Below are 24,726 nucleotides of genomic sequence, written 5' to 3' on the forward strand. Positions count from 1 at the left end.
ACCAACACAAATTGGACATGGAATCGCGATCCTTGTGGGCGCGCACGCCTATAAGGGAATGTGCGCCGCTGCTAAAAGCTCTTTGGTATAGGCATGCTGCGGTGAATCAAACACCTGGTGGCTCGCGCCGGCCTCCACCACCTTGCCGTCCTTGATCACGATCATGTCGTGTGCCATGGCGCGCACCACCGCCAGGTCATGGCTGATAAACAGGTAAGTCAGGCCGTATTTCTGTTGCAGTTCACGCAGAAGTGCCACCACTTGTTTCTGCACCGTACGATCGAGGGCCGAGGTGGGTTCGTCCAGCAGCATCAGCGCCGGCTTGAGCACCAGGGCGCGGGCGATGGCGATACGTTGGCGCTGACCGCCAGAAAACTCATGCGGATAGCGGTGCCGGCTAGCAGGGTCAAGGCCCACGTCCTCGAGCACCTGAACCACCTGCGCATCGCGGTCGGCCAGGCTGCACGGCGCGTGTACTTCCAGGCCTTCGCTGATGATCTGCTCCACGGTCATGCGTGGGCTGAGGCTGCCGTAAGGGTCCTGGAACACCACTTGCATCTGCTTGCGCCATGGGCGCATTTGCTGGTTATTCAGCGGGTCAAGGGCTGCACCCTGGAAGCGGATGCTGCCGGTGGAATCGAGCAAACGCAGGATCGCCTGGCCCAGGGTGGATTTACCCGAGCCAGACTCGCCGACGATCCCCAGGGTCTTGCCACGCTGCACGCTGAGGCTGATGCCATCCACCGCACGCAGATAGGTTTTGTGCCGAAACAGGCCGCTGCTCAGCGGGAATTGCACGCTCAGGTCGTCGACCTGCAACACCGTCTCGCGCTCATCGCTGCACAGCGCATCACCGGCCGGTTCAGCATCCAGCAGCAGGCGGCTGTAAGGGTGCTGAGGCGAATTGAACAGGGTTTGGCAGTCGGCCTGTTCGACAATCTCCCCGGCGTGCATTACGCACACGCGTTGGGCAATGCTGCGCACCAGGTTGAGGTCATGGCTGATCAGCAGGAGCGACATGCCCAGGCGTTGCTGTAAGGACTTGAGCAGCAGCAGGATCTTGCGCTGCACGGTCACGTCCAGGGCGGTGGTGGGTTCATCGGCGATCAGCAACTCCGGCTCGCAGGCCAGGGCCATGGCGATCATCACCCGCTGGCGTTGACCACCGGAGAGCTGGTGCGGGTAGGCCTTGAGCCGCTCCTGGGGTTTCTGGATGCCCACCAGCTCAAGCAATTCGAGGATGCGCGCCTGCGCCGCCTTACCGCCCAGGCCCTTGTGCACCAGCAGGGTTTCGCCGATCTGCTTTTCGATGCTGTGCAGTGGATTGAGGGAGGTCATCGGCTCCTGAAAGACCATCGCAATGCGGTTGCCGCGCAGCTTTTGCAGGGTTGCCGCTGAGGCACCGATCAATTCCTGGCCACGATACTTCACCGAACCTGTGGTTTGCGTACCCGCTTCGGGCAGCAATTGCAGGATTGAATGGGCCGTCACCGACTTGCCCGAGCCCGACTCGCCCACCAGCGCCAGGCATTCACCGGGGCGCACATCCAGGCTCAGGTTGCGCACCACGGTCTGGCCACTGAACGCGACGCTGAGGTCGCGGATTTCGATCAGGTTCATACGGGAGCACTCACGAACGGGGGTCGAAGGCATCACGCAGTGCCTCGCCGATAAATACCAGCAGCGACAGGATCAGCGCCAAGGTGAAAAACGCCGTCAGGCCCAGCCACGGCGCTTGCAGGTTCTGTTTACCCTGGGCGATCAGTTCGCCCAGCGACGCGCTGCCTGCCGGCATGCCAAAGCCCAGGAAATCCAGCGCGCTCAAGGTCGAAATCGCCCCAGTCAAGATAAACGGCAGGTAGCTCAACGTCGCGGTCATCGCGTTGGGCAGGATATGCCGGCGAATGATCTTGCCGTCACCCAACCCCAACGCGCGTGCGGCCTTGACGTATTCCAGGTTGCGCCCGCGCAGGAACTCGGCGCGCACCACATCCACCAGGGCCAGCCAGGAAAACAGCGCCATGATCCCCAGCAGCCACCAGAAATTCGGCTCGACAAAGCCGGAAAGGATGATCAGCAGGTACAGCACCGGCAGCCCGGACCACACCTCCAGAACGCGCTGGCCAATCAAATCCACCCAGCCACCGTAGTAGCCCTGCAAGGCACCCGCCGCAATGCCGATGGCGGCGCTGATCGCCGTGAGCGCCAAGGCAAACAGGATCGACACCCGCGCGCCAAAGATCACCCGCGCCAACACATCCCGCGACTGGTCATCGGTGCCCAGCCAGTTCACCGTTGAAGGTGGGCTGGGGGCAGGGCGGGTCAGCTCGTAGTTGGGCGTGTCATCGCTGAACGGGATCGGTGGGAACAGCATCCAACCGCCGTCGTGCTTGATCAGCTTTTGCACGTAATCGCTGCGATAGTCGGCCTGGAACGGCAGCTGACCACCGAATTGCTGCTCGGTGTAACGCTTGAACACCGGAAAATACAGCTCGTTCTTGAAGCTCAGCACCAAGGGCTTGTCGTTGGCGATCAACTCGCCGCCGAGTGTCAGGATAAACAGGCCGATAAACAGCCACAGCGACCACCAGCCGCGACGGTTCTTCTTGAACCGCTCGAAACGCCGACGGGCAACGGGAGACAGATTAAGCATCAGGCGTTCCTCGCGGCGAAGTCGATACGCGGGTCCACCAGGGTGTAGCAGAGGTCACCGATCAGTTTTATCAAGAGGCCGAACAACGTGAAGATAAACAACGAGCCGAATACCACCGGATAGTCCCGCGATACGGCGGCTTCGTAACTCATGCGGCCCAGGCCGTCGAGGGAGAAGATCACTTCAATCAGCAAGGAACCGGCGAAGAACACACTGATAAACGCCTGGGGAATGCCCGAGATCACCAGCAACATGGCGTTGCGAAATACATGGCCGTACAGCACGCGTCTTTCGCTCAAGCCCTTCGCGCGTGCGGTCACCACATACTGGCGCGTGATTTCATTGAGAAACGAGTTTTTGGTGAGGATCGTCAGCGTGGCGAAACCGCCAATCACCAACGACGTTACCGGCAATACCAGGTGCCAGAAATAATCGGCGATCTTGCCCACGGTGCTCAGTTCTTCGAAGTTTTCCGAGACCAGCCCGCGCACCGGGAACCAGTTCAGCGAGGTGCCGCCGGCAAACACCACGATCAGGAACATCGCGAACAGGAACGCCGGCATTGCATAACCAATGACGATGGCGGTGCTGCTCCACACATCGAAGCTGCTGCCATGGCGCACGGCCTTGCGAATTCCCAGGGGGATCGACACCAGGTAGGTGATCAGCGTTGCCCATAAACCAAGGGAAATGGTCACTGGCATTTTTTCCAGGATCAGGTCGATCACTGTTTTACCGCGAAAGAAGCTGTTACCAAAATCCAACTGGGCATAGCTCGTGAGCATCAGCCAGAGGCGTTCCGGCGCGGGCTTGTCGAAACCGTATTGTTTTTCGATGTCCTTGATCAACTTCGGGTCCAGGCCACGACTGGCGCGGGAACCGCTGCTGATGCCTTCGCCGGATGAACCACCGACGCCACCGCCGCCGATGCCTTGCAGGTGGGCGATGGCTTGCTCAACCGGACCGCCGGGGGCGGCCTGTACGATCACGAAATTCACCAGCAGGATGATCACCAACGTCGGGATGATCAGCAACAAGCGCCGAACGATATAGGCAAACATCAGCGCGAACCTCCGCGTTTTTTCAGCTCGGCTGTCATTTGTTCATTGGTCAGTGGCGTGGGACTGATTTCCCACCAGGTTTCCAGGGCTTCGTCGTTCTTCGCCTCGATGGCCGGGCGACCGAAGCGGTTCCACCACGCGGCCGAGGTGCCCGGTGGGTAGTAGTTGGGGATCCACAGGTAATTCCATTGCAATACCCGGTCCAGGGCATGCGCGTAGGTGAGCATCTGCGCCTGGGTGTCGGCCTTGACCAGGCCTTTGATCAAGGTGTCGACGGCCGGATCCTTGAGCACCATGTAGTTATTGGCGCCGGGGTCATAGGCCGCAGCCGAGCCGAAGTAGTTGTACAGCTCCATGCCTGGCGACGTGGTGACGGGAAAGCCGATCACGATCATGTCGTAATCCCGAGTCATGATCCGATTCACGTACTGAGAAGCGTCAATACGGCGGATATTCAAGGTGATGCCGATCTGTGCCAGGTTGCGTTTGTACGGCAGCAGCAGACGCTCAAGGCCGTTCTGCGTATTGAGGAATGTGAACGCCAGTGGCTCGCCCTCGGCGTTCACCAGCTTATCGCCTTCAGGTCTCCAGCCGGCGTCTTCCAGCAAGGCCAGGGCTTGCAGCTGTTTGTCGCGAACCATGCCGCTGCCATCGGTCACCGGCGCCTTGAACACTTGGGTGAAGACCTCGTCGGGGACCTGGCCGCGCAAGGGCTCGAGAATCGCCAGCTCTTCTTTGCTTGGTAGCTGGCTGGCAGCCAGCGGGCTATTGGAGAAGAAGCTCTGCTGGCGGATGTACATGTTGCGCATCATCTGCCGGTTGGCCCATTCGAAGTCCCACAGCATCGCCAGCGCCTGGCGCACGCGGCGGTCCTTGAACATCGGTTTTTGCACGTTGAATACATAACCCTGGGCCGCTTGCGGCATCTGCTTGGCCAAATGCGCGCGTTGCAAGCGGCCATCGTCGAGGGCCGGGCCGTTGTAGCCGATGGAATAGCCGGTGGCGGAAAACTCGCGGTTGAAGTCGTAGGCGCCGCCGCGCAAGACCTGGCGGGCCACTTCGGTGTCACCGAAATACTCCAGGCTCAGGTGATCGAAGTTGTACAGGCCACGGCTGACAGGCAAGTCCTTGCCCCACCAATTCGGGTCGCGTGTAAAGATGATGGTGCTGCCGGAGTCGATCTTGCTGATTTTGTACGGACCGCTGCCCAGCGGGGCCTCGTAACCGCCACCATTGGCGAAATCACGGGTTTTCCACCAGTGCTCCGGGAAGACGGGCAGGGTGGCAATGTCCAGGGGCAGGGTGCGGTTTTCATTGCTAGAGAAGTCAAAACGCACTTGGCGCTCGCCCTCGACGTCGACGTGCGTGACGTCGGCGAACAGCGTGCGAAAGCGCAGGCTGCCTTGGGTCATCAACAGGTCGAAGCTGTAGCGCACGTCTTCGGCGGTGATCGGTTTGCCGTCGGCAAAGCGTGCCTTGGGGTTGAGGAAAAAGCGCAGCGACAGGCCATCGTCGGCGCGCTCCATGTTCTCGGCGACCAGGCCGTAGACCGTGTAGGGCTCATCCAGGGAGCGCTGTGCCAGTGGCGCATAGAGCCAGCCATCGACCTGGGAAACACCAATGCCTTTGTCGATATACGGCAGCACATGGTCGAAGCGCCCGATTTCGATCGCTGATCGGCTCAGGCTACCGCCCTTGGGGGCATTCGGGTTGGCGTAGTCGAAATGGCTAAAGCCCGCGGGGTACTTGGCCGGTTCGCCGTATACCGTAAGGTAAGGTTGGGGCGCCGCAATCAGGGCGGTGCTGGTCAGCAACAGGACCAGCGTCGAGCTAAAAAGGTAGGAAAAAGCCAATCGCATTGTCAGCCTTGAACGCCGTGTGAAGTAGAAAAGGGATTTGTACGCTAACGGCATCAGCGTCGCCAGTCGTCACATGCACAACGGCCCACCAAAAGGCGGGCCGTTGTTTATAGCGTCAGCGCAGACTGGATCAGTCCTGGCGGCTGGTGACTTCCAGCAGGTGGTAGCCGAACTGGGTTTTCACCGGGCCTTGCACGGCGTTGACCGGGGCGCTGAATACGACAGTGTCGAACTCTTTTACCATCTGGCCTGGACCGAACGACCCCAGGTTGCCGCCGTCGCGGCTGGACGGGCAGCTGGAGTTGGCTTTGGCGATTTCTGCGAAATCGGCGCCGCCTTCGATTTGGGCCTTGAGTTCGTTGCACTTGTCTTCAGTGGAAACGAGGATGTGACGGGCGGTGGCTTTGGCCATGGGAAGTAACTCCTTGAGTAAAAAGGGTGAGCGTACCGGATTCAGGCGGTTATTTCCTGGCAAAGTTCCACTGGGTTTCGGGTGCTGCGCTAAACCTGGGTAGGCATCTGTCCATTGTTCAGCTGCTTCGGCGTAGCGCTCATAAGCGTTCAAAGCAGGACGATATAGTCGTTTTGCTGGATGATGGGCCGATGCGGGCCTTGCACCAAGTGCAGATAACGGCCATCCACCAGGTCGATGGGGAGGCAGTCGTCTATATCCATCACAGCGTCAGTATGGGCCTGGGACCAGTGACGCAGCATCTGTTGCTTGCCTTTGCTCATCGCTTCCTGCTTGTTGCGTGCGACCACCAGCAGGTAGTGGTGAGCCTCGCCAAAGCTGTTGGCTTCATAACCACCCAGGTTGATGAAGTACAGGTGATGCGCGCTGGCAGCCGGTGCCAGGTGGCTTATCTCGACTTTCCAGCCGTCGACGCCGTCCACTGCCATCCACGAATCGATATGCACGCCCTTGGGGCTGCCGAACCAGTCGGCGCGTAATTGCGGGTAGGCCGCTTCCAGCGTGTCGGCCACAGCGAATACCACATCGTGCACTTCAATCTTTGCGCGAGGGTGCTTGCCCCCAAGCATGACGACAAACAGCATTGCAGGTTCTTCCTGGCGACTTGGCAAAGGCTAACCATACTTCGATTGAACCCTTTTGTCCGGTCAATGCCACACTGTTAATCCGCGAACTCATCAGGAGGTTGTCATGCGTACCATTGATCTGGCGGGCGTTCCCGTCCCTGTCATCGGCCAGGGAACCTGGCGCATGGGCGAAAACCCCGACCAGCACCGCGCCGAAGTCGCGGCGTTGCAACTGGGCATTGATGAGGGCATGACCCTGATCGATACTGCCGAAATGTATGGCGAGGGGGGTGCTGAAACAGTCGTCGGCGAAGCGATTCGCGGTCGGCGTGACCAGGTGTTCCTGGTGAGCAAGGTCTACCCGCACAACGCCAGTCACAAAGGCGCTCCCCGTGCCTGTGAAGCCAGCCTCCAGCGCCTGGGCACGGAATACATTGATCTATATCTGTTGCACTGGCGTGGCCAATATCCTCTTGAAGAAACCGTCGACGCCTTCGAGCGCTTGCGCGAGGCCGGCAAGATTGGCCGCTGGGGCGTCTCCAATTTCGACGTGGCCGACCTGCAGGAGCTCGCATCCCCAGCCTGCGCCACCAACCAAGTGCTCTACAACATCGAGGAGCGTGGTATCGAATTCGACCTGCTGCCCTGGTGGCAACAGCATCACTTGCCCTTGATGGCGTACTGCCCGATCGCCCAGGGTGGCGAGTTGTTGGCCAGCCCGACCCTCAAGCAGATAGCGCGGCGCCACGAGGTGACGCCCGCCCAGGTTTCCCTGGCCTGGGTGTTGCGCCAGGACGGTGTGATCGCGATACCCAAGGCCGTCACCCCGGAGCACGTGCGACTCAACGCAGCCGCCGCCAAGCTGGTACTGGATGAGCACGACCTGGACGCTATCGATCACGTGTTTGGCGCGCCCAAGCGCAAGCATGCGTTGGCGATGGTGTAGCCAACTGGCAGGAACGGCGTCTTCCTTGGCGCCGTTTCTGTATCAATCCTATCTAGCCCGCAACCGGGCTGCGCCAGTCATCAGACCCCGATGTCCCGGACACTTCATGGGTCCACACGATCTTGCGATACGTGAAGTACACATCTTCCAGGTGCGTGAAATGGGCGTTGTCCGGGTCCTGGCAATTGGGCATGCGTGACTGGATGTCAACGATGGTCGCCCCTTCCAACTCAATGGTGAAGTAGTGTTCCTGGGTGCCGGCCGACGAGGTGCGCAACCACTCCAGCCGACACTTGACCTCTTCGCCGCTGGTCAATGCGCTGAACAGCAATGGTGAAGACTTATCGAAGACCTTGCTGATCATCAAAGGCTTGTGGACCCTCTGTCCCGTTGGCTGGCCCGACTGCGGATCGCGGGGAATGATCACCTGATGAGCAAAGGCCTGGACCAGGATCTGGTCCTCATGGCCTTCCTGATAAATGTTACCTACCGAGTCCTGGGTAAACGTGCCTGCCGTAATCAAACCTTGTTTGGCACCGGTGATGGAGAGATACGCGGGTGTTGGCATGACGGGTTTCCTTGCCTGATTAATGAGGTAGCCCCAACCGATAATTGTGCCGACTGGGCAAATACCTCTAACAAAAAGCGTGCCTGAAAGTACGTTGCCCAATAAAAGTAGGGGGCGGCGTTATATGCGCATGGAGTTTCTATGAGATAGGCGGTTTTTGATTGCTTTGGAAGGTATTTGATTGCGCAGTGGTGCGCATTTAGTTGCTCAGGTAGATCGCTTGGTAAAACTTACAGTTTTCGAAGAGGACGAGCATCTACGGTTGTTTAATTGCGCAAAAAGTTGCGCATTCGTCGATTTAGGATGTTTGTAGGAAAAGGATTAAGTGTAATTTCGTCGCTTGCTGAATGTTATAGGCGTGGCTAAGGTTTGGGAGCTTTGCAGGGGTTTCGGCAAGGTAAAGATGGCTTTCTGATAAGCAGTTTTAATGCGATTAGTTGGCCTTTTTTTCTCGGTTAGTTGCGCGCGGTGCCAAATGTCTTATTCGGACGAGCTGTGTGATTATTGGCTTGAAGTTGCACGGTCGCCGTGTACGCAAACACGTTTTGCGGGCAGCGATATGCGCTTTTCAAGTGAGTATGAAGTCTTGGAATCAGAGCTGGCCAAGGTGCAGTCGATTCATGGCAACGGTCAGCCCGATTGGCATAAGGTCCTGGAAACCAGCGAGATCCTGTTACGCCAGCAGTCCAAGGACCTGAAGGTGGCCGTCTGGCTGACCTGGGCGCTGCACCAGCGTGAATCCTTCCCAGGCTTACTGGCCGGGCTCGGGTTGCTGCGTTATCTCTGCGAGCATCATTGGTCGGTGGTCTACCCTGAAAAACCGCGCACCCGCGGCGCGGCATTCGGATGGTTGGTGTTGCGCCTTGACCCCCTGTTTATGCAGGGCCCGCCGCTGCAGAGCCAGCAGCCTCTATTCCGTGCCGTGCTTGAGCACCTGATATGCCTCGATGAGCTGTGGGCCAAGCACTTGGGGGATGAAGCGCCGCTGCTGCTGCCGATACGCAGGCAATTGGCCCAGCGATTGGAGCGGGCTGCGCAGGGCGACACCCCGGCGGTGGGATTGAGTGGCGTCATTGCGCAGGTCAAGCTGGCGACCAGCCAATTGCTCAAACCCGAAGCGGTGGTGGACAACGAAAAAGACGCCAGCAAGTTGCTGCGTACGTTGCAGGAACAAGCCCGTTCCCTCTGTGCCTGGTGGTTGCGCCAGAACGCTAATGACCTGCGCGCCCTGCGCCTGAATCGAACATTGACATGGCTGGCACTCGCCAGCTACCCGGATGCCGATAATGAGCGGGTGACCGCCTTGCGCGGGCCAGCCCCCGACAAGCTCAAGGGTTATCACGCGGAGCCTACAGAATTCGGAAAAAATCGTACGCTAAGAGTATAAACCTGCCGTAGCGGCCTGATTTTACTTGTGTTTTTTCCAAGACGCTGGCTTTGCCCTTAGCGCTCGTAGGACTGTCTTGATCTTTGCATCGCTCCGATCAGGGGACACCCCTACGGCCTATTCCGCTTGCTGCGTCATTGATCATACCGGGATCTGTTTAAGTAGGAAAATAACCTAAGCTATTGATAAACCTGGTCACCTTGGTGAAAGCACATGATATTGCTTCAATCCCAGGAACGAAGTTGATGGTCAAATCCAAACGTATTAAGTTCGCAGTCAACCCAACTGCACGTTGGCTGCGTGGCTCGCTACCCCATGACAGCCGCATTCCAGCCGATGCCCATCCATGACGATGCTTAGGCCGTTCATGCGTCGATGCGGATGGCCTTCCGTGAACGCGTAGATACCCACATGCAACGGGCAGGTGACTTTGTCGCCGAGCACGGCTACGGTTTTGCCGTTGATCTGGTGAGTGCCTGCAAGCTGGCACTCGACGACCTCACCACCACTGCTGGTGGCGTCGCCTAAACAAACGGGTTGTTTCATTACGTGACTCCGGCTGGGTCGAAGTTGAAAAGAAACGACATGTGAACCTAGAGAGGCACTCAACTCAGTGACCGCGAATCACCAGAGGCACGAAATATATCGCTGGAATAAGCACGGCGAGACTCGCGGCAAATACGTGGATATAGAATGTATCACGCACCGTACCGGTAAGCCTCCAGGGCTTAAACCACGCGGCGTAGATGAGTAAAAGCAGGATGCCACCCAATTCCACTTTCGCTAAAAGGATAACGAAATAAGCAAAGGCCAATGCACCGTTCAGCGAGCGATCATTTGTCATATATAAAAGAGCAACACCGATAATAGGTAGCCATATGCCGATACCTACAAGAATCAGAAAAGCACGCTCGCCGGTAGTTGATTTTTGATCAGAGCTCATGTTCGCTCCTTACGTATTATTGAATTGGCACGCCCGATTTGCTCTCGCAGGTCATGCAGAGGCTGGCACTTATCTGTAGCTGTTGCGGCTCGTACTTGAAAACACGGGCAAGCGGTATCAAAGCCAGAAAGCATGCTGTCCTCCCAGATAGGCCGTTTCATTGCGTCACTCCCGGCGCGCCAAAGAGGAAGGGGTCGGCCCAGCGTGTTTTCGCGTTTTTTGCTTTGGTGGCGTCGTCGGGTGGGCGGACCATTTGTACGGTGGTGCTGCCGTCGCTGCCGTTGTAGACCACTGCGCTGGTGCCGCCGTCGAGGTAGCTGGCCATGCTGGCGAGGTTGATGGCGACCAGTGCGCTACTGACGCCGGTATTGCCCAGGCGACGGCCCAGGTCGTAGCCTTCTTCGACGTTGCCTAGTTCGATGCCGGTGCCGTCGGTGTTCAGGCCGTGCAACGCGTTGTTGAGGGCGATCAGGCCTTCGATGTTGTCGGTGCTGTCGTAGAACACCCGCACCGGGGCGGCGCCTTCGGGCAGGGTGTTCAGGGCTTGGAGCCAGGCGCCTTGCAGGGCTTTGACCTGGAGGGCGGGCTTGAGGGGTTTGCCGTTTTCGTCGGTCATCGCCACTTTTATCGGGCGGTGCAGGTAACCGAGCATGGGCGCGGCGTCGAATTCCTTGACCTGATGTTCGGCCCAGCGCACGGGTAGCCAGGGCGTGGGTTCGAAACGGCCGGGGCCGCGATTGCTGAGGGTTTGCCAGAGTTCGGGGAGTTGGGCGTGCCAGTAGGTGCTGGACATGGTGCCGGGGCCATTGGGGGCTTTGAAACCTTCGGCACGTTTTTCTGCTTCATAGACATCATCAAATGCATAGGTGTGCTTCCAGTAAAACGCCCATAACTTGCCCATGTCGGTGCGCTTGTTCTGGTTGTCCTCTTCCTCGTTGGTGGCGAATGGACGCAGGTATTGATCGACCCTGTCTGAGCGTGAGACCAACAGCCCGGTCATGGCTTCATAGACTTTGGGCACCGCATAGCCATCCTGCATCCCTGGTGTTCCGGTAACCCGAAGACCGTTGCGCGTCGTATCGCCATCTTCGCTAACGATCAATGCCTCTGGTACTTCTGGGTTGTCATCAAAAAACTGAAACAGCTTTTCGATCATGGGTTGGGCGTGAGTAGTGTTGTCTGCGTCTTGCCAGAGAAACAGCGTCACGCCGAGCGTGGCGGCATTTCGGCCACTCCAAATATTGCTCGCAGAGCCAGTACTATTGAGGCGTTTGAGAGGACCAAGCGCAAAGGTCGGCAAGGGCCAGTAGGCCACGGCATCGCGGGCGGAATGGCGGAAAGCGGCGCGGGTATTGATCGCGGCATCATCACGTCGGGTGCCCGCACTATAAGGATAATCCTGAGCGTTCTGTGAATGGATTGAACTGAAGTTGTCGTTTTTCTTTTGAATCAGGCGCCAAATACCGGATTGCTGGTTTTCATCCACCGCCAAGCCCGCCGCCCTGATCTCCAACGCATAAGTCCGTTCACGTTCGGCAATCTGCTCCGCGGTCAATGGCACGGGTTGCGCAACAACAGCAGCGCCGCCATTGGCCCACTGCATCACGGCCTTGCCACCCCACACCACGCCATACAGCAACGCCACCACACCAAAAATGGCAGCAAGCCCAGCGAGAGTGGGCAGCCCAACGGATCTCATCGTCATCTCTTCAATCTCTATATATTTCATCACTTCGTGGGTCACGAACGTCAGCCACCCGAGAACCAGTACGAACCCGATCCAGAGGAAAACCGTTAAACGCGGTCGGCTGCTCATGATTGACCTCCTGGATTGCCGGGTCTTCTGACCATGGGCGGGGGCGTCATTGGCACCAGTTCAGGGGAGGGGAATGTTCCTTTGTCGTAATACTTGTAGTTGGCGGTAACCAATGCCTGCGCCTCAGCACTTAACTTTGGCCATCCGGGCATTTGTGTAATTTCGTTTTCGAATGTTTTTTCATCCGTCCGCCAATCCCCCATCGCAATCAACACCTCCCGAATCTGCGGATCGTCCAAACATTTACCCTGCCCCACCGCCACATCCATCGCCGTCACCCACCGATGGTTTTCCGGGCTGCGCAACACTGCCGAGTGATAGCTGTTGTTGTCCCATTCCTCGGGATCTACCGCCAGACGGGCGCGGATTTCGTTGGGGGTTTCTTCGCGTTCTATTAAAAAATGACCGACCGGGCTGAGCATCGGGTTGCCCGACATCCCCTGGCGCAGCACACGGGTCTGGTCATCCGGGTGTTTATCCTGATTCCAGGCAATCAACGCCTGATCAAGGTCCACCCGCTGTGGGCTTTTGCGCACTTCAACCCATTTGAACGTGGCGTTTTTATTGCCCAGCGCATTGTTCTGCGACACCGCGTCCGGTGCGTCGATACCTGGACTGGTCGGGTTACCCGTGATGGCTTCGCCGCCGAACATCTGCGGCGCATGCGGCGGCACCAACGCTTCGCCGTTGATATAGCGGGTTTCGTCGATGCCGACGGAGGCCTGCAATATCGCTTTGAGGGGATCATATTCCGCCGCGTAGCGCTCACCCCAAACCCGCAACGGCACCAGGGCTGGCGCTGCACCCACGTAGATCGGCTGTTCATTGCGGTGCCGCATGCTCCACAACCGCTGATAGAAGCCCGAAGGCATGGCGGCCATGGCAGGCTGGCCATCGGGCAAGTGCGGCGGCACCCCGAAGGTGCCAATACCGCTCACATCGCTCAGGCCCACGGTCGAGTCGTCATGGCTGAAATACAGGTACACCTTGCCGCGATTGTCACGCTCGGGAAACACCACCGTGCGGTCGTCCGGCCCCAGGCGCTGGCCTTGTCCGGGCGACCAGTTCGGGCCGGTGCGACCGCCATAACCGGGTTGCGCGTATTGCATCGCCGTGAGGGGCGGTGCTGGGTGAGGCGTGTCGGTAACGGCCTGCACGATATCAAGCAGGGTGCCGAGGGTGTCGGAGCCTTCCGGGGTTTTATTCGGTAAGAGTGAATACGGCGAGGCAACCATGATCGCGCAGTCGGCGCAGCGCTGGCCGCGATCCACCAGTAATGCCTGCGCGAGCAGGGTGATCAGCGTGCCCTGGCTGTGGCCCATGATGGTGATGGTTTCATCGGGGGCCAGGCGGCGCGCTTCGCTGATCAGCATGGCCAAGCGATGGGCGGCCAGGACGAAATAGCGGCGCTTCGGGTTGGCGCCCATGAACAGTGGATTGGGCAGAGAAAGATTAGCGGCGTGCCGGGTGATTTTGTTGAATCCCTCGCCAAACATTTCCAACAGATTGTTGGTGGCGTTGGCGAAGAACCCACCGCCCTTGGCGAAGTGCCGGTCCAGACGGTTGTCGAAGTTGTCCTGGTACTGGGTGCGCAGTTTGGTCGGGTCGCCGTTTTTGTCGCGTTTGATTTCGTCGGGCGCGGCGCGATAGCCCCAGTAGAACGGGATGAAACAACTGCGGGTGGTTTTGTTGGTGCTGCGTTTGTAGAGGTAGGTGTCCGGGTCGTCGAGCCTGTCTTTGTTTCGTGCAGACAGGCGCTCTACCGGAATCGCCTTTGCCGCCGCAAAGTCAGCGCCATAACTTCCCGCGTATAAATCCGGGCGGTGCAGCCGCTCGTTCAAGCCTTGAAGCAACCCGGTTTCCACCGACTCATACGAGGCGCCAGGATCGTTAACGCCATGCAAGAAAATCACGATGCCGGGCATGTCACGTGGGATAGCGACCAGACGATCACCCGGTCGATTAGGGACAAGCCGACTGCGTTGTTCCGCGATAACAGTGTAGTTAGGTTCGCTCATGCCTTAGTTCCTTTGGCTGTTTTTTCATGCGCCACGCGCATTGCGTGCGCTGAGGCCATTTCAGGCCACGTTGTCCGGTGGACTAGAGCAACGGCCTCAACGCATTCACATTCGCCAACTGCATGGCTTCCCGCTGAATCTGTTCCGTACCCCCGTCACCTCCAGTGATCCCTCGCACCACGCTGCCATCCTCCAACGTGACGTTGTAAGCCTGCGATAACGCAGCAGCCTTTGCGTCACCCTCAAAGTGCAAAACGTGACGCTGATCTGCCCCAGTACGGCCAAACGCTGGCATCGGTACGCGGTCGGTCTTGGGACCCACCCAGTCATGGTCTGCCGCGTGTACGATGGCGCTGCCCGACGTACCAATCTCGATGCCGCCGCCAATCTTGATGTAGCTGCCGTCATCAGCGACCAAACGAATGGTCGGCGCCGTCAGGACGATTTCACCTTCAGCCGCCGAGGCGTGCAGGTTCTTTTGTGCATTGAGGGCGATGTCGTCGTTTTGAGCCTGCACAAGTACTTTGCCGCGATTGGCGATGGCGCTGATGCCAGCGTCCTGGGCAAACGCGGAAATACCTTGGCCCGCGTGCAGGCGCATGGCCGCGCCGCTGGTCATTTGCAGATGATCCTGGGCGGTCGTGTCGTGATTGCCCCCGGCGTAATGGGCTTGGGATGCAGGGGTGGCACTGACGATGCCAGCCTCACTGGTGATCGCGATCAGCGGTTCACCGCTGGCTGAACTGTCGGCAGCGGGCCACTGACTCAGGGTTTGGCGCAGCGCTTCGATACCGGCGTGATCGAGTGCCTGGGCGCCTTGTGCGGTGGCGGTTTCACCCAAAGACTTAAACAGGTCGGCACATTGGCTGAGTAATTCCAGCAGGGCTTCACGGCTCAACTGCGGGTCTTGCGCCTGATGCTTGGCGTAGGTGGTCAGCAGCAAGCCTTGGGCGGCGCGTAAGGCTATTGCGGCATTGGTACGCAGTTCTGCACCGTTGCCCAGCGGTTGGGCCTTGCCTTCGTTGCGCGGCGTCGTCAGTTTGCCCAGGTTCAACGCGCTGTCCTGATGTCGGCTGGCGAGTCGGGTGCGCAGTTCACCTGCGGTGTCATCGAACAGCAACTCGTTGTAGCCACCGCCTTGGTGCTCTTTTGTCTTGATTCCGCTCAAGGCATTGTTGTTCGGCAACTGCTTCAACCCTGCCCCATCGCTGAAGCGTGGCGAGTGGTGACGGCTGTTGTAAACCGTGCCGGTGATCAAAGGCTGGTTAACGTCCCCGGCAATAAAGCTCACCACCACTTCCTGCCCGATACGCGGCATGAACTGATGACCAAAGCCTTCCCCGGCGCTGGGCTGGGATACCCGCAGCCACGCGGTGTCTTGCGCATGTAGCTTGGCGCTGTCGCGCTCATCGGGCTGTTGGCGTTGCCAATGAAAGCGCACCTTCACTCGCGCCCACTCATCGGTATGCACTTCCCCCAAGTTCTTATCGCCGACCACGATGGCGGTCAGAGGCCCGGCAACCACTGGGCATGGCGTCAAGCATTGAGGGCGATAAGGAATATGGCGACGGATGCTGGTGAAGGTGTTGCTGTAGTCCGCCTCAGATTCGTTGAGGTAATTGTTGTGTCCCTGATGCTGCACGCTCAGCAGCAGAAACTCATTAACCGTGGCCCCTGGCTCGCGCTGATTGTTGCGGCTATTCGCCTGTGAGGGATCATGTCGGGGATGCTGCGTCAGCGTAAAGGTGTAACCGGGCACCATGGCTCGGCAATTGCTGACGCCGCGAAAGGTTTTGCCTAGCGCATGCACGGCATCACGGCGCCAGCCGACACGATTGACAGTGTCAGCACGGCTACCCGCGTTGTATTGACCTAAAAATTCGTACTGCTCAAATCGTACGGAGTCGCTGGCAGACTTCAGCAAGCCTGTATCGATGTGTTCCCACGGCTCTGCCTGCTTGTAATCGAACGAGGGAACACTGATGGCGTCGGATTGCTGCTGGCGTTGGGCAGTCCATTCGCTGATGGTGTCGGCAGTGGCCGGAATCGAGTTCTGATGGTATTGAATGACCGGTTGCTGCTCCAACGGCGCGAGCCTGTCGGAATCATTTCGCACCACCAGCGTGTGGCTTTGCGCGGTGTGCTCGAAGTAGAACAGCAAGCCTTCTTGCTCAAGTAGGCGCCGTGCAAAGTGTTCGTCTGTTTCATTGAACTGCGTGATGCAACTGTGGGTTCTGAGGGGCTCGTCCTGCGCAAGATCGAATCGGAACGTGGCCAATGCGCCGTAATGGCTGAAAACTTTGTGCAACACGTCGACCACGGTGAGGTCTTGGAAAATACGGGAATCTACCCGCTGGCTCAGATACCAAAACCATGGGCTCATCGTTGCCGAGTAATAGCTCAAGCCACCGTCATTTTTCAGGTGGTTGAAGCCCGTGATGTGACCGTGAATGCAGCGGTGAGCGCCATTGGCCAATTCGACTTCAAGCAGCGTGGGTTGGCCGATCACGGTCTTGAGCTCAAGCAGCGGATCGCGGCTAAGCAACGCTAAGTCAAAGCTGAACGGTTGGGATATCGCTTCATGGCCACTGAAACTGTCCAGCAACAGTTCGTGATCGGATTCGGCGTGAACAGAGAGTTTGATCAAACGATGTTTTTGAGAGGAAAGAAGTGATGCTGGATCGATGAACATGCTGGCCTCTATATTGCGGAGGGCGGCGGACGTTCATCTACTTGATGGGGATGCAGGTTCGCCTAAAGGCAGGAATTTGAGCATAGAGGGAGGAAAGTGGCGTGTCGGATGGCAGCCTCATTCGAGTAGGAATACTCTGAAAGCACTAAATTATGGGAGCCTACAGTATTCTGAAAAATCGTACGTTAAGGTTTTCCGACCTGTCGTAGCGGCCTGAATTTCCCGTCTTCCAGCTTGCGGCTCTGCCGCCAGACGTAATCGCCGGTCAGGTTGACGTGCTCCCAGCCCAACGGCGACAGATACTGATACAGGTCGGTATTCACCGGCTTTCCGGCGTCAGCCAGCCCTTGGGTGGCCCGTTCCAAGTAGACCGCGTTCCACACACGATAGCGGCGGTCACCAGGTTGAGGCCGCTGGCCCGGTAGCGTTGTTGCTCGATGCTCCTATCCCTAATTTCACCAAGTCGGTTGAAGAACACCGCCCTGGCCAGAGCATTGCGCGCCTCGCCCTTGTTCAAGCCTGTATGCACGCGTCGACGCAGCTCGACACTTTGCAGTCAGTCCAAGATAAAGAGCGTGCGCTCGATCCGGCCCAGGTCCCTGAGGGCCCGGGACCTGATGCATGAGGCGTTCGGCGAGCCCGACTGCCGTGTGGCGCTGAAGCTGTTGGGCGAGACCCTTTCTGCCTCTGCCGACGCTCATGTGTTGCTGTACAGCGAATTCGCCCTGACCCGAAGTCTGTGCCATGACCATGTGGTACGCGCGTTTTCATTCGAGGTAGACACCACGCACCAACTGGCATTTTTCACGATGGAAGTGATGCCGGGCCTGACCCTGGATCGCATGCTCCCGGAGTGTCCGCAGGGGCTGGCATGGCAGGAGCTGCAACCCATGGCCCTGCAATTGCTGGATGCACTGGCCTATACCCATCGGCAAGGCGTCCTGCATGGGGACGTGAAACCGGCGAATATCATGGTGGGGGAGCAAGGGGTACGCTTGTTCGATTTTGGCCTGGGCCATGCCGAGACGCAGGCAAAAGCTGGGTTACCGAGCTTAAGCCGCAGTCGCCTGAATGCCTGGACGCCGGCGTATGCGGCGCCAGAGCTGATAGCGGGAGGGTTACCGTCGGCCAGTGCCGATTTGTACGGGGCTGCCTGCGTGCTCTATGAACTGGCCGAAGGCCGGCGCCCCGGCGAGCGCCAGCAGAATCAGCGACTGCGTCGGCCCAGGCAACTGCCCAGGCACTGCTGGCCTCCGTTGTGTTCAGCATTGGCGATGGACCCCGAGCAGCGAACGGTAGGCGTCGCCGAGTTGCGCGACGCGTTGGCGGGCTGGCGTCGTTGCTGGTTCCTGAGCTAGTGCGTCAACCGGGGAGGTCATGCAACTGGCAGTACTCGCTCCAGCCCAGGCCCGCCATCTGCGCCACTTCCCTGTGCACCTCAAGGCGCTGGGCTTCGAAGGCTTCGGCGGACTCGGAGGTCAGTTTGAGGGTCAATTCCCAGGCAAACAGGCCTTGGCGTTCGGCTTCCGCTTCGAAGGCTTCATGCAGCCGCTCGGCGCGGTACTGCGCCAGGGTTTCGCCCTTGGCCTGGGCGGCCAGCGGGTTCAGGCTATTGAGTTCGGAGGCCACATCGGGGTGTTCGTTGAGGAACCTGTCCAGTGCTAGCTGGTGGTTATCGCCAGGTGGTGACAAAGGCTTGCTCCAATCAAGGGCCGGATTCCGGTCGGTGGGATGCACAGAGGCGACGCGCGCGTTTGCGCAGCCGGCGGTAGGTCCAGGCGCGTATAGGGTTGAGTAAAAACAATAACAGATAGGCGCTCAGCACGAGGGCCAAGTCCACAGAGCTATCGCTCGGGGACCCGGTCGCTCGTTCAATAACGCCCCTGCTGGTCAACAGCAGCGCAACGCCGAACACCCACAGCAGCACGTTGAAAAACAGCGGGTGCCCCTTCATTGGCAGCTTACTTTGCATAGCCAGCTTATCTCCCTGGTGCCTGCTGCCTTCGCAAACAACCTTCCTTGATCAGTTGAGTCCCCGGCGCCGCGAGCCTGCGCACATAAACACACAGACAGTCAGTATTGAAGCAGACTCCGCGATTGGCCCAGCTCAGAAAAGTCAATTATTTGGAAAACTTCAGCGAATTTCCTGTCATCCATTGTTGAAAAAACACCCGGATGAATGGCAAAAAGCTTTCGCTCACTGTGCCAGCACGTGTAGCGTTAGCCCGTGTTTCCGGCGCTGCCTTCCAGGGACAGTGGGCGATGGGCAGAGGGATGGGTTATGGCGCAAACGCTGTTCAAGCTTTTCTTCACCCAACGCCTGGCCGCCTTGGCCAGCACTGAGTCGCTGCGAGCGATCCGCGAAGGGTTGTTGTGGATCCTGCCGTGCCTGCTGGTGTCGGCGACCTTTCTGATCCTGTCTGAATGTGCCCGCGTGCTTGGCTTCGACCCGCCGGTGGTGGCGTTCCTCGCCGGCCTCCACAATCAGATCAGCTCCGTCATTCCACTGCTGGTGGCCGCTTCCATTGGCTACATGCTGGCGATCCAGCATCGCCTGCCGCAACTGCCGGTGGCATTCCTGTGCCTGGCTCATGTGGTGGTGGCGACGTTTGTCCTGAGGGACTACCCGCGCGCCTCGGCCACCTTCGTACTGTTTATCGCGATTGCCTCGCCGCTGTTGAACGTGCCGGCCATTGCCTGGCTGCACCGTTACCGCTGGAGCCGGCTGGTCAACGAAGACCTGGTGGGGCACAACCTGCGGGGCACGATCAACATGGTGGTGCCGGGGGCCATCACTGCCTTGGCGTTGGTGGCAGTGCTGTCCTTATTGTTGCAGGTGCCCTATATGGCCCAACTCCAAGGGCCGCAGGTACTCAATGCGTTGGAATCGCCCTACGGCAGCGGCCTGTTTGTGACATTGATGAATTCGCTGCTGTGGTTTTTCGGGATCCACGGTGTGTACGCCATGCAACCTTTGTTCGATGTGCTGGACCAGGCCGTAGTGCTCAATAGCACGGCGTCGGCAGCGGGCGAGCCGATCAAGTATGTGTTGAACAGCGGCCTGTTGGGCAGCTTTGCGTTTATCGGTGGTTCGGGCGGTGCATTGTGCCTGTTGCTGGCGATCCTGCTGTTCTCCAAGAGCCAGTCCATGCGCCTGTTGGCGGTGGCGAGTTTGCCGCTCTCACTGTTCAACGTCAGTGAAGTGCTGCTGTTCGGTTTACCGATCATTCTCAACCCGCGCTTGTTCTTACCGTTTCTGATCGTACCTGCGTTGAACGCCACGGTGGCGTTAACCGTGGTGCAGATGGGGTGGGTGTCGCCAGCAGTGGTCAGCGTACCGTTCACTGCGCCTGTGCTGCTCAATGCCTATCTCAGTACCCACGGCGACCTGGCGGCGGTGGCGCTGCAACTGGCGCTGCTGGCCCTGGGCACGCTGGTGTATGCGCCTTATGTGCAGGCGATTCATCGCCAGGCCACTGAGGGCGGCACGGTATACCTCAAGTCCCTGGACATGACCTTCCGCGGCCTTGAGGAAAAGGGCCGGTTGCGCGAGCTGGACCCGGTGCTCGCTTCGCACAAGACCTTGGCGCGCCAGGCCACTGAGCTGAGCCGCATCCAGCAGATCAGCGACTACGAGTTCTACCTCGAATTTCAGCCGCAGGTCTCGATTCGCACCGGCCTTTGCACCGGCTGTGAGGCGCTGATGCGTGCCCGTGACGCCCAGGGCACGGTGCATTCGCCGTGGGAGTTCCTGCAATGGCTGGCCCAGGCGCGGTTGATGCCGGACGTGGATGTGTGGGTGGCATCCCAGGCGGTTCGCCAATACCAGAAGTGGCAAAAACTTGGCTTTGCCTTGCCGATGACCATCAATATTTCCAGCGCGACCCTGACCGACGCTGCCTATGGCGAGCGCCTTGTGGAGATTCTGGCCCAGGCCCACGGGCAGGTATCGGTGGAAATCACCGAGGACGCGCTGGTCAGTGATATCCAGGCCACGCGCCGGACCATCCAGAAGCTGCAAGCCATCGGCGCCAAGGTTTACATCGATGACTTCGGCACCGGGTTTTCGGCCTTGAGTTATCTGCACCAGTTTCCGGTGGACTTCATCAAGATCGACCGCAGTTTCGTGGTGGCCCAGCATGATCCCAAGGGCGCTCAGGTCATGACCGGCCTGTTGCGTTTTTGTGAGGCCCTGAACCTGGGTGTGGTGGTGGAAGGGGTAGAGAATGCCGAGCAGTTGGCCTTCCTGAACACCGGCGCCGAATTGATTATCCAAGGCTGGTATTTCAGCAAGGCGCTGCCGGGCGATCAGTTGGAAGGCTTTGTGCGAGCGCGTGCCGCGTTAGCCAAGGGCTAATAACCGCGCTGGGTCTGCTCGATTTCCTCGACCAGGCCGTCTATCCCAGCCAGACGTGCCCGGTTGTCATGGTCCCAGGGGTGAAAACCGGGTTTGAAGTAATGCAACCACGGCACCAGCATCCGTGGGAAAACCCCCTTGGGCCCATACAGAAACTTCAGCATGCGCCAGAAGCCTTTCAGGTGCCCCCCCGATTTGCGGTCGGCAATCAGCAGCCGCAGGTGGAAATCGAATACCACCAGCCAGAAGAGCAACGTGGTGGTCAGCATGGTCCCGGTGCGTAGCAGGTAACGCTTGGGGCCGGGCTTGATCACGCGGTTCCACACATCGAAGGCCACGGCCTTGTGTTCGGTTTCCTCCAGAGCGTGCCAGTACCACATCTGCTGGTAGCCTTTGAGTGAATGGCCGAAACGTGTCGGGTCGCTCAGGAGTATTTCCGCCAGCATCGCGGTGTAGTGTTCAAGCGCAATGGTCACCGCGAGGTTGAAGGACGGCGGCAGATGTTTTTTCTGCAGATCGAGGATGAATTTAAGCCGTCGGTCCAGGGTGTGTGCCGGCAATCCTGCATCTTGCAGCAGGTTGTTGTAGGCCACGTGCTCACGGCTGTGCATGGCCTCCTGGCCGATAAATCCCTGGACCTCTTTCTTCAGTTCAGGATCATCAATGTGCTGGCGGTAGTGGCGCACGCTGTCCATGAAAAACAGCTCGCCCTGGGGGAACAACAGCGACAAGGCGTTGAAAAAATGCGTGATGAACGGACCCTGTTCATGCCAGTCCTTGATGCGCTCGGCGGGCAGGTCAAAATGGATGTCACGGCGGATCGGCAACATAGTGCATGCTCCTGTTCAGAGGCGGGGCTCGTCGTTGGTTTCAAACACCGGCGTGCGGGCTTTTGGGGCCATGCGCTTGCTGGCGAGTACCACCAAGGCTTGATAGGCCGCCGGCAGGCACCGGGCGAGCAGGTCGAGGAAATACGCGTCGCGGCCGATCAGCACACGACGCTTGTTTTTGCGCACGCCTTGCAGGATCACTTTGGCGGCTTGGTCTGCGTCAGTGATGAACAGCTTCTCGAAGTCGGCGCGGGCCTGCTGTTCGCTGTGGATCAGGAAACCCGTCATGTTCGCGTCGATACGGCTGCTGCGACAGATATCGGTACGAATGCCTCCCGGGTGTACGCAGGTGGCAGAGACGCCGCAGCGCTGCATATCCAGCTCTTGGCGCAGGGATTCGGTAAAGCCGCGCACGGCGAACTTGGTAGCGTTGTAGCCACTCATGCCGGGTTGGGCAAACAGGCCGAATACGCTGGACGTGTTGACTATGTGGCCGTCACCCGAGGCTTTCAGATACGGCAGGAACGCCTTGGTGCCGTGGACTACACCCCAGAAGTTGATGCCGACAATCCATTCCAGGTCGGCGTAGTCCACACCTTCCACCGTGCTCGACAGGGCCACCCCGGCATTGTTGAACACCAGGTTGACCTGGCCGTGTTCGGCAACGCAGCGCGCGGCCCAATCCAGCATGGCCTGGCGGTCGGAAACATCCAGCACCTGGGTGGAGATCAACACGGGGGCCAAGGTCGAGGTCTTGATCAACGCCTCGGTCTGTTCCAAGCCTTGGCTGTTTTTGTCCGCCAGCGCCAAGTGGCAACCTTCCCGAGCCAGGGCCAGGGCGAGGGCGCGACCCATGCCGGATGCCGCGCCGGTAATGGCCGCTACGCGACCGTTGAATGACTTCATGACAGGCTGCCTTCTGCGGTGGAGTGGGGCGCCGACACTGGACGGCTGGGCGCGTTGACCGGTAGCAGGTCGGCCACGTAGTCCTTGAGCGCAAACTGCCGGGTGACCTGCTTGAAGCGCCAGGTCGAGCCGGGCCATAGGGTGGTGTTCTTGCCCGTGCGCGGGTCGAGGTACCAGCTTTGGCAACCGCCGGTGTTCCAGATGGTGCGCTTGAGCTTGTCTTGCAGCTGTTGGTTGTAGGCGCTTTCGACACTGGGTTTGACGTCGACAGTGGCGATGCGATGCCGCTGCATGTGCTGGAGTGCGTCGAGGATGTAGGTGACCTGGGCTTCGATCATCAGGATCATCGAGTTATGCCCCAGGCCGGTGTTGGGCCCGACGATCAGGAACAGGTTGGGATAGCCCGGCACGGTGGTGCCCTTGTAGGCGTGGGCGCCGTCTTGCCAGGTGTCCATCAGGTCCACGCCACCGCGCCCGATGATGCAATCGCGGGGCAGGGGATCGGTGGCTTGGAAGCCGGTGCCGAAAATCAGGCAATCGGCCGGGTGCTTGATGCCGTCGGCGGTGATCACACCGTCAGCTTCAATGCGTACCACGTGTTCGGTGACCACATCGACATTGCTGCGCGACAACGCTGGGTAGTAGTCATTGGAAATCAACACGCGCTTGCAGCCGATGGTGTAGTCCGGGGTCAGCGTTTTGCGCAGCGAAGGGCGAGCCACTTTTTTATGCAGGTGGCGCAGGGCGATTTTCTGCACCATCTTCATCAGCCGTGGGTGCAGGGCGAAGCCGATTACGCGGCCTTCCAGCGCCCAGTAGAAGGCGCCGCGCACCAGGCGCTGAGTGAAGGGCAGGTGCTTGAACAGCCAGCGTTCGAAGGGCGAAACCGCGCGGTCGGGCTTGGGCATGATCCACGGCGGGGTGCGCTGGAACAGGTCCAGGTGAGCCACCTGCGGCGCGATCTGTGGCACGAACTGAATGGCACTGGCGCCGGTGCCGATCACTGCCACCCGCTTACCCTTCAAGGCGTAGTCGTGATCCCATTGTTGGGAGTGAAAGCGCTTGCCCTTGAAGCTGTCGAGCCCGGGAATTTCCGGCAGCGCCGGGCGCGACAAGCCCCCCATGCCCGATACCAGTACCCGCGCACTGACCTGACGGCCATCGCTGAAGCTCAACTGCCAGCGTTGCTGTTGGTCGTCGAACACCGCGCGTTTGAGGCCCATGCCGAAGCGCAGGTAGGGCGCCAGCCCAAAGCGCGTGGCGCATTGTTCCAGGTAAGCGCGGATCTCTGCCTGCGGCGCGAACTGCCGCGTCCAGTCCGGGTTGGGAGCAAAGGAAAACGAGTACACATGCGACTGCACATCGCAGGCGCAACCCGGGTAGTGGTTGTCCCGCCAGGTACCCCCGAGCGTGTCGGCCTGCTCGGCGATAAAGAAGTCGGTGAACCCGGCCTCCTTGAGCTTGATCGCCATGCACAGGCCGGCAAAGCCTGAGCCGATGATGGCAATGTCGATTGAATCACTCTGGGCATTCATAAGCAGTCCTTCGTGGGCATCGGGTGTGCTCCCTTTCTTGTTTTGTCTTTTAGATAGAACACCATTGCAAAGAAAAATTGAATTACTTATTTTAAAAAAGATTTTAAATAATCTACC

At 59.0% G+C, this 24,726-nt stretch carries 20 protein-coding genes and 2 pseudogenes; 4 read left to right on the forward strand and 18 right to left on the reverse strand.

What is annotated here, in order from left to right:
- Window positions 1-48: 48 nt before the first annotated feature.
- The 6 genes from AACY52_RS19960 to AACY52_RS19985 form a co-directional block, all read right to left on the reverse strand.
- Window positions 49-1,620, reverse strand: coding sequence for an ABC transporter ATP-binding protein (locus tag AACY52_RS19960; RefSeq protein WP_339415877.1), 1,572 nt, complete (start codon window positions 1,618-1,620; stop codon window positions 49-51).
- Between the two features lie 10 nt (window positions 1,621-1,630).
- Window positions 1,631-2,653, reverse strand: a complete 1,023-nt coding sequence (locus AACY52_RS19965) for an ABC transporter permease (RefSeq protein WP_339427597.1) — start codon at window positions 2,651-2,653, stop codon at window positions 1,631-1,633.
- Entirely contained in the window at window positions 2,653-3,714 is a 1,062-nt protein-coding gene (locus AACY52_RS19970) for a microcin C ABC transporter permease YejB (protein WP_339560720.1), read from the reverse strand. The genes AACY52_RS19965 and AACY52_RS19970 overlap by 1 nt, the downstream gene beginning before the upstream one ends.
- Window positions 3,714-5,573 (reverse strand): extracellular solute-binding protein, encoded by a 1,860-nt coding sequence (locus AACY52_RS19975; RefSeq protein WP_339560721.1) that lies wholly within the window; start codon window positions 5,571-5,573, stop codon window positions 3,714-3,716. Before AACY52_RS19975 ends, AACY52_RS19970 begins: the two co-directional genes overlap by 1 nt.
- A gap of 130 nt (window positions 5,574-5,703) precedes the next feature.
- Complete coding sequence (locus tag AACY52_RS19980; RefSeq protein WP_339415882.1) at window positions 5,704-5,985, reverse strand: peptidylprolyl isomerase; 282 nt, start codon at window positions 5,983-5,985, stop codon at window positions 5,704-5,706.
- Window positions 5,986-6,134: 149 nt separating this feature from the next.
- Window positions 6,135-6,629, reverse strand: coding sequence for a DUF1543 domain-containing protein (locus AACY52_RS19985; protein ID WP_339415883.1), 495 nt, complete (start codon window positions 6,627-6,629; stop codon window positions 6,135-6,137).
- Window positions 6,630-6,735: 106 nt separating this feature from the next.
- On the opposite strand from AACY52_RS19985, the gene AACY52_RS19990 reads away from it, so the two are divergent.
- Entirely contained in the window at window positions 6,736-7,557 is an 822-nt protein-coding gene (locus AACY52_RS19990) for an aldo/keto reductase (RefSeq protein ID WP_339415884.1), read from the forward strand.
- Between the two features lie 52 nt (window positions 7,558-7,609).
- On the opposite strand, the gene AACY52_RS19995 is transcribed toward AACY52_RS19990, so the two are convergent.
- Window positions 7,610-8,125 carry an Hcp family type VI secretion system effector gene (locus tag AACY52_RS19995; RefSeq protein WP_339415885.1) on the reverse strand — a complete coding sequence of 172 codons (516 nt, stop codon included), beginning with the start codon at window positions 8,123-8,125 and terminating at the stop codon, window positions 7,610-7,612.
- Window positions 8,126-8,600: 475 nt separating this feature from the next.
- On the opposite strand from AACY52_RS19995, the pseudogene AACY52_RS20000 reads away from it, so the two are divergent.
- A pseudogene (locus AACY52_RS20000) lies at window positions 8,601-9,464 on the forward strand (type VI secretion system ImpA family N-terminal domain-containing protein); the annotation flags it as partial.
- 324 nt (window positions 9,465-9,788) lie between these two features.
- Here AACY52_RS20000 and AACY52_RS20005 read toward each other — a convergent pair.
- The 6 genes and pseudogenes from AACY52_RS20005 to AACY52_RS20030 form a co-directional block, all read right to left on the reverse strand.
- Window positions 9,789-10,058: a PAAR domain-containing protein gene (locus AACY52_RS20005; protein ID WP_339415886.1), complete on the reverse strand. Its 270-nt coding sequence runs from the start codon at window positions 10,056-10,058 to the stop codon at window positions 9,789-9,791.
- A 64-nt stretch (window positions 10,059-10,122) separates the two neighbouring features.
- The gene (locus AACY52_RS20010) at window positions 10,123-10,455 is read right to left on the reverse strand and encodes a hypothetical protein (protein WP_339415887.1); all 333 of its coding nucleotides are present in this window, start codon (window positions 10,453-10,455) and stop codon (window positions 10,123-10,125) included.
- Window positions 10,456-10,612: 157 nt separating this feature from the next.
- Window positions 10,613-12,271: a DUF2875 family protein gene (locus AACY52_RS20015; protein WP_339427595.1), complete on the reverse strand. Its 1,659-nt coding sequence runs from the start codon at window positions 12,269-12,271 to the stop codon at window positions 10,613-10,615.
- Window positions 12,268-14,289 carry a DUF3274 domain-containing protein gene (locus AACY52_RS20020; RefSeq protein WP_339560722.1) on the reverse strand — a complete coding sequence of 674 codons (2,022 nt, stop codon included), beginning with the start codon at window positions 14,287-14,289 and terminating at the stop codon, window positions 12,268-12,270. The genes AACY52_RS20015 and AACY52_RS20020 overlap by 4 nt, the downstream gene beginning before the upstream one ends.
- 82 nt (window positions 14,290-14,371) lie before the next feature.
- Entirely contained in the window at window positions 14,372-16,981 is a 2,610-nt protein-coding gene (locus AACY52_RS20025) for a type VI secretion system tip protein TssI/VgrG (RefSeq protein WP_339415888.1), read from the reverse strand.
- A gap of 185 nt (window positions 16,982-17,166) precedes the next feature.
- Window positions 17,167-17,588 (reverse strand): annotated as a pseudogene (locus AACY52_RS20030) (Tn3 family transposase); the annotation flags it as partial.
- A gap of 10 nt (window positions 17,589-17,598) precedes the next feature.
- On the opposite strand from AACY52_RS20030, the gene AACY52_RS20035 reads away from it, so the two are divergent.
- A complete protein-coding gene (locus AACY52_RS20035; protein WP_339415889.1) occupies window positions 17,599-18,339 on the forward strand; it encodes a serine/threonine-protein kinase in 741 nt (246 codons plus the stop codon).
- 4 nt (window positions 18,340-18,343) lie between these two features.
- On the opposite strand, the gene AACY52_RS20040 is transcribed toward AACY52_RS20035, so the two are convergent.
- Together AACY52_RS20040 and AACY52_RS20045 are read right to left on the reverse strand one after the other, a co-directional pair.
- Complete coding sequence (locus AACY52_RS20040; RefSeq protein ID WP_339415890.1) at window positions 18,344-18,673, reverse strand: DUF6388 family protein; 330 nt, start codon at window positions 18,671-18,673, stop codon at window positions 18,344-18,346.
- Window positions 18,674-18,686: 13 nt separating this feature from the next.
- Complete coding sequence (locus AACY52_RS20045; RefSeq protein WP_339415892.1) at window positions 18,687-18,953, reverse strand: hypothetical protein; 267 nt, start codon at window positions 18,951-18,953, stop codon at window positions 18,687-18,689.
- Window positions 18,954-19,262: 309 nt separating this feature from the next.
- On the opposite strand from AACY52_RS20045, the gene AACY52_RS20050 reads away from it, so the two are divergent.
- Window positions 19,263-21,338 carry an EAL domain-containing protein gene (locus tag AACY52_RS20050; protein WP_339415893.1) on the forward strand — a complete coding sequence of 692 codons (2,076 nt, stop codon included), beginning with the start codon at window positions 19,263-19,265 and terminating at the stop codon, window positions 21,336-21,338.
- Here AACY52_RS20050 and AACY52_RS20055 read toward each other — a convergent pair.
- The 3 genes from AACY52_RS20055 to AACY52_RS20065 are packed head-to-tail and all read right to left on the reverse strand — an operon-like array spanning window position 21,335 to window position 24,609.
- On the reverse strand, window positions 21,335-22,168 hold the full coding sequence (locus AACY52_RS20055; RefSeq protein ID WP_339415895.1) for a metal-dependent hydrolase: 834 nt from the start codon (window positions 22,166-22,168) through the stop codon (window positions 21,335-21,337). The two genes, AACY52_RS20050 and AACY52_RS20055, sit on opposite strands and share 4 nt — an antisense overlap.
- A gap of 15 nt (window positions 22,169-22,183) precedes the next feature.
- On the reverse strand, window positions 22,184-23,074 hold the full coding sequence (locus tag AACY52_RS20060; protein WP_339494809.1) for an SDR family NAD(P)-dependent oxidoreductase: 891 nt from the start codon (window positions 23,072-23,074) through the stop codon (window positions 22,184-22,186).
- Window positions 23,071-24,609, reverse strand: a complete 1,539-nt coding sequence (locus tag AACY52_RS20065; protein WP_339506369.1) for an NAD(P)/FAD-dependent oxidoreductase — start codon at window positions 24,607-24,609, stop codon at window positions 23,071-23,073. The genes AACY52_RS20060 and AACY52_RS20065 overlap by 4 nt, the downstream gene beginning before the upstream one ends.
- Window positions 24,610-24,726: the final 117 nt, after the last annotated feature.

This window comes from Pseudomonas sp. EA_65y_Pfl1_P113, assembly GCF_963970525.1.
GTDB classification, from domain to species: Bacteria; Pseudomonadota; Gammaproteobacteria; order Pseudomonadales; family Pseudomonadaceae; genus Aquipseudomonas; species Aquipseudomonas tritici.